Below are 4,932 nucleotides of genomic sequence, written 5' to 3' on the forward strand. Positions count from 1 at the left end.
AATCCGAGACAATTCATATTGATCATCAGCATACCCTGCTTCAAAAACGGCTCTTGGCATCCCGTATACGATACATGAAGCCTCTGCTTCAACAAATACCTTTCCATGATATTTCTTTACTAACCTACAACCATTAGTCCCATCACTACCCATTCCCGTTAAGATCACGGATAACAATTTATCCGTGAAAATGGGCGCTGCCGAACTGAGAGTAATATCTATAGAAGGTTTATATAATTCCTGTCCATCATCATGATTCTCCACTTTAAAAATGATCTTCTCCGCTTGTTTTTCAAAACGTGTTTGAAAACCTGAAGGGCATATATAAATGGTCCCCGCTTTGACCTCTTGACCATTTTGGGCTTCTTTTACATCCATTTGACAAAGCGAGTCGAACCTCTCGGCCAAATGTTTAGTAAAACCAGGCGGCATATGCTGAGCAACAACTATCGGAATCGGAAAGTCCTTTGGAAAACTTGGCAAAATCGTTTGCAAGGCTTTAGGCCCGCCAGTTGAACAGCCAATAAAAATAAGTTCTGTCCCCTGATGGTTTACATGACTGACTTCAACTTTATGTGTCTGAACTGTTTCAAGGATCGGCGGGAGTTTTGCTTCTACAATTCCTATTAATCGATATAAAAATTCTTTACTCTGATCGTCGCCATCCTGATTTCTAATCAGGTTATCTTTTAAAAAGAAATCAACTGCACCCAAGGCGAGGGCCGTTAAGGTTTCATGCGCACCTTCGCCTGTACGTGAGCTAATCATAACTATAGGAACGGGATTGGTCTTCATAATCCGCTCCAATGCTTGTAGTCCGTTCATTTCCGGCATCTCGACATCCATGGTAACAAGATCGGGCTTTAGTCGTTGAACCTTTTCGACCGCTTCCAACCCATTCCTTGCAATTCCGACGACCAAGAATCGAGGGTCCTCTTCCAGCATTAGACTAATCGCTCGGCGCATAAATGCAGAGTCATCGACCACTAATACACCGTATTGTTTCATCCTGATCAGATTCCTTTCGATAATAAAAGCTTTTATCTGAGCGTACTTTTTGAAACCCTAAGTTTGGATCCGTTATGGATTCTGCATGACCCAGAAAAAGGTATCCGGATGGTGATAAATTTCTGTATAAACTTTGAATCACTTTCTTCGTTTTATCTTGATCAAAGTAAATTAAAACATTCCTACAGAAAATGATATCTACTTCACCAATTTCAGCTACTTTATCCTTGTGAAGGAGGTTTAAATGGTGAAATTTCACCATTTTTTTAATGGCTGCCTTTATTTGGTATCCACCATTTTCATCAACAAAATACTTGCCCAATAAGTTCTCGGGAATACGCCGAAAAGCAAACGAACTGTTATGATACCATCCCTTTTCAGCTTTTTGGAGGACCTTTTTGTTAATATCTGTCGCAATAATCTCTACTGTACCTGGTAAAAAACGGCCTGTTTCGTGAATTAACATGGCAAGAGTATAAGGCTCTTCTCCGCTTGAACAGGCTGCACTCCATATCCTTAGGGGCCGATCTCTATTTTTATCCTTCATTTGTGGTAGTACAATCGAGCAACACTCGTTTAATTGATCTTCTTCTCGATAAAAGTAGGTTTCATTAATCGTTAATAGCTCTACAACCACATCCCATTCTGCAGGTGATGTTGTAAGATATTTATAGTAGTCCTCATAGGTTAATTCGAGTTCAATAACCCGTTTTGATAGTTTATCTCGTAGGATCGAAAGCCGATCTTGATAACCTAGTCCACAATAGTCATAAATGATTCGGCTTAATTTAGTTAATCCGTTCTTGTGCATGTGCATCTCCCTATTTCACGCTCTACTTTCAAATAGTATAGCGGACCTATTTTCACAAATTAAAATCAGGTTAAATGTTAAATATCAAAAACCACCAAAAATGCAGCAACCATGGTACGGATACACATTAATTCAGTATAAAATTACTAGATAAATATTCACCCGTCAATTAGAATTCCTAAAAGTTTCAACAATAAAACATAATTAATCAAAAACATTTTGATTCTATCAAAAATCGTTATTGTCGAAATATCATGATTGACGTACAATGACATTACAAACTTTTTAATTGAAGGAGAAAATGATGTCTAGTATTTTTGGTATAATCTTGGCATTGGTAGCAATAGGAGTCGGGATGGTTTTAAAAGGGGCTTCACTATCAGCCTTAAACAATCCGGCAGCATATCTCATAATTTTTGGAGGAACAGCAGCAGCAGTTTTAATTGCTTTCCCATTTAGTGAGATTAAAAAGTTTCCTATTTTGTTAAAGATCGCCCTTTTTGAACCAAAACTATCATCTAAGTCTGATCAAGTTACCAGCTTAGTAAAGTGTGCAGAAATTGCAAAAAAGGAAGGGTTATTAGCACTAGAGGAAATGGCAAACAATACACCAGATCCTTTTTACAAAAAAGGTCTAGAAATGATTATTGACGGTCATGATATTGAGTTCATTGAGGAAGTCTTATTGGATGAAGTAGCAGCAATAGACAAACGGCATAAAACGGGAGCTCTTATCTTTACCCAAGCAGGCACTTATGCCCCAACCTTAGGAGTGCTTGGAGCTGTAATTGGACTAGTCGCTTCATTAGGTAACTTAAATGATGTTGAAAAACTTGGACATTCCATTTCCGCAGCTTTTATTGCAACTTTGTTAGGTATTTTTTCGGGTTACGTGTTATGGCATCCCTTAGCCAATAAATTGAAGCGGATTTCCAAACGGGAACAGGAGTTTAAACTTCTAACAATTGAAGGATTGCTTGCTGTTTATCAAGGTGTTTCTCCTAGCTCACTAGAAAAGAAATTAACAGTCTACATACCGCCAAAGGAACGGAAAAAGATCGATAAGGTAAACGAGGAATCAGTCAATGAGAAAACTGCGTAATAAATTCGATGACGAGCATGAAGAACATATTGATGAATCATGGTTGATCCCATATGCAGATATCTTAACACTTCTTCTTGCATTATTTATTGTATTATTTGCATCCAGTACGGTCGACAAAGAAAAATATGAGTCAATCATGGAAGCCTTTAAATCGGAATTCACTGGGACAAAAATTGAGAATACGAACACAGGCCTATCAGTAAAACCATCGGATAAGCAAACAAAAGAACAAACTCCAAAAGAACAACCCCAACCAGCACAACAGGTTGCTCCTGCCCCAAGCAAGGATGAAGTTGAACTTAACGAATTAATGAAGAAATTATCCAAATATATAGAAGATAATAATTTGAAAGCCGTTATTACTCTTCAAAACACAAAACGTGGGGTTGAAATTTCCTTAAAAGATGTCATTCTATTTGATCCCGGAAAAGCAAATTTAAAGTCGAGTTCATACAAAACACTTAATGTCTTAGTCGGTTTAACAAAAACGGTTGATAATCCAATAAGTATTGAAGGCCATACGGATAATGTACCAATTAAGAATGCAGCCTATGCTTCGAACTGGGAGCTTTCCTCTGCCCGCGCTGTAAGTGTTCTTCATTACTTTGAATTAAAAAAGGTCGCCAAAAGCCGTTTACAATTTGTTGGATTTGGAGAATATCAACCCCTTTATCCAAATGATACCAAGGCCCATAAACAAGCCAATCGCAGGGTAAATATAGTTATACTACGGAAGGCCTAATCTCAATCATTTAAAAGCCAGATTCCTTTATTCCAAGGAATCTGGCTTTTTGGTTCTATTATTTTTTCATCATTTGGACCTGTTCCGTTTTTTTCTCGATTCCAAGGTCCAACATGATTGGAAATATCGGACTAGTTTGCGATGTATTAATGGTCATAAAACTAACAGGATGATTTGTTTCTCCAGAAATAGTAGTCAAAATAGACTTAACGGTCTCTTCTTTAACTTCAGCAACTAATTCCAGTTGATATAAAAAGACTTTTTCCACTTGCCCCTGTTGATTCCATGCCCTTTTAAATAAGGAGTAACCAAGTGGATTCTGATTTTCGTCATAATAAATCTGCGCTTCTCCTGACCTAACACTTTGCCACTGACATTGCCACGGAAGATCTTTTTTATAAAAATCGTAGGTTGGGAGCTGCTCGGGCCGAACAGATTGGCATGGAATCGGAGCATGGTTTAAATCTAATGTCCCACTTAGATAAACTAGGGAATCCGTTATTTCATAGCCGAATCGCTGATATAACCGTATGGCCCTTTCATTTTCCTTAATGGCTTCGAGAGTAGCCACTTCGACTCCCTCTTCAGAATAAACGTTTAAGGCTGCCTCCATTAATAGATTGGAAACACCCCTACCACGATAATCAGGTGCAATCCCAGTCCCGCCATTCCAGGCTGTCTTTTTCCCGGCGATGATTCGGAATCCATTTAGTACGATCGCAACAGGTTCTTCTCCGTCAAAAGCAACCAACGAATGCTGCAAAGACAATCCTTCATTAACCAAACGGTTATAGAATAGTTCAAGTGTCATTTCTAATGGCACAAAATAGCCTTCAAACCCCCGATTCCAAGCCGTAATCGTATCTTGGATTGTACATTCGGTTAATTTTTTAATAATAAGATTCATAGGTTTCTCCTCCTTTTCTAAAACGCTGATATGCATCTTGGCTTTTCTGTAGTTGAAAATAAACTATTGATTGCATTCAAATAACTTGAATTGGACAACTTTGCTTTTCCAAATAAGTATAACTCTCTAAATGAAACGACTCCCATTAATAAAGACGAAAAATCTGATATATCCAGCGAAATATTAACATCATAGTCACCATGGTCCATTACTTTTATCCGGCCTTCGGTTGCGTGAAGAATCAGGTCACCATTATTCTGAGGCAGTATCGTATCTGTAATCTGCAGCTTTACATTTGCATTGATATGATTGAAATTATGATGTTTTAACTCTTCAAATATCCCTTTAATATCTATGAT

6 protein-coding genes are annotated in these 4,932 nt (G+C 37.9%); 2 read left to right on the top strand and 4 right to left on the bottom strand.

What is annotated here, in order from left to right; genetic code table 11:
• A partial coding sequence (locus V7137_RS21385) for a protein-glutamate methylesterase/protein-glutamine glutaminase (RefSeq protein ID WP_335699938.1) occupies positions 1-1,008 on the bottom strand: 1,008 nt, incomplete at its 3' end.
• Positions 977-1,819 carry a CheR family methyltransferase gene (locus V7137_RS21390; RefSeq protein WP_335699939.1) on the bottom strand — a complete coding sequence of 281 codons (843 nt, stop codon included), beginning with the start codon at positions 1,817-1,819 and terminating at the stop codon, positions 977-979. The genes V7137_RS21390 and V7137_RS21385, both read right to left, overlap by 32 nt.
• Before the next feature lie 304 nt (positions 1,820-2,123).
• Here V7137_RS21390 and motA point away from each other — a divergent pair, with 304 nt between their 5' ends.
• Both motA and V7137_RS21400 read left to right on the top strand, forming a co-directional pair.
• Entirely contained in the window at positions 2,124-2,921 is a 798-nt protein-coding gene (gene motA / locus V7137_RS21395) for a flagellar motor stator protein MotA (RefSeq protein ID WP_335699940.1), read from the top strand.
• Entirely contained in the window at positions 2,905-3,666 is a 762-nt protein-coding gene (locus tag V7137_RS21400; RefSeq protein ID WP_335699941.1) for an OmpA family protein, read from the top strand. Before motA ends, V7137_RS21400 begins: the two co-directional genes overlap by 17 nt.
• Before the next feature lie 58 nt (positions 3,667-3,724).
• On the opposite strand, the gene V7137_RS21405 is transcribed toward V7137_RS21400, so the two are convergent.
• Positions 3,725-4,573, bottom strand: coding sequence for a GNAT family N-acetyltransferase (locus V7137_RS21405; protein ID WP_335699942.1), 849 nt, complete (start codon positions 4,571-4,573; stop codon positions 3,725-3,727).
• Positions 4,574-4,590: 17 nt separating this feature from the next.
• Positions 4,591-4,932: sterol carrier protein domain-containing protein (locus tag V7137_RS21410; protein WP_335699943.1), on the bottom strand; the 342-nt coding region annotated here is incomplete at its 5' end.

The sequence above is a fragment of the Neobacillus drentensis genome, assembly GCF_036962765.1.
Lineage (GTDB): Bacteria > Bacillota > Bacilli > Bacillales > Cytobacillaceae > Neobacillus > Neobacillus drentensis_C.

What these genes read in the sequence shown, in the direction of transcription:
- V7137_RS21390 (WP_335699939.1), bottom strand. Translation starts at nt 1,819, where the DNA reads ATGCACAAGAACGGATTAACTAAATTAAGCCGAATCATTTATGACTAT.
- motA (WP_335699940.1), top strand. Translation starts at nt 2,124, where the DNA reads ATGTCTAGTATTTTTGGTATAATCTTGGCATTGGTAGCAATAGGAGTC.
- V7137_RS21405 (WP_335699942.1), bottom strand. Translation starts at nt 4,573, where the DNA reads ATGAATCTTATTATTAAAAAATTAACCGAATGTACAATCCAAGATACG.
- V7137_RS21400 (WP_335699941.1), top strand. Translation starts at nt 2,905, where the DNA reads ATGAGAAAACTGCGTAATAAATTCGATGACGAGCATGAAGAACATATT.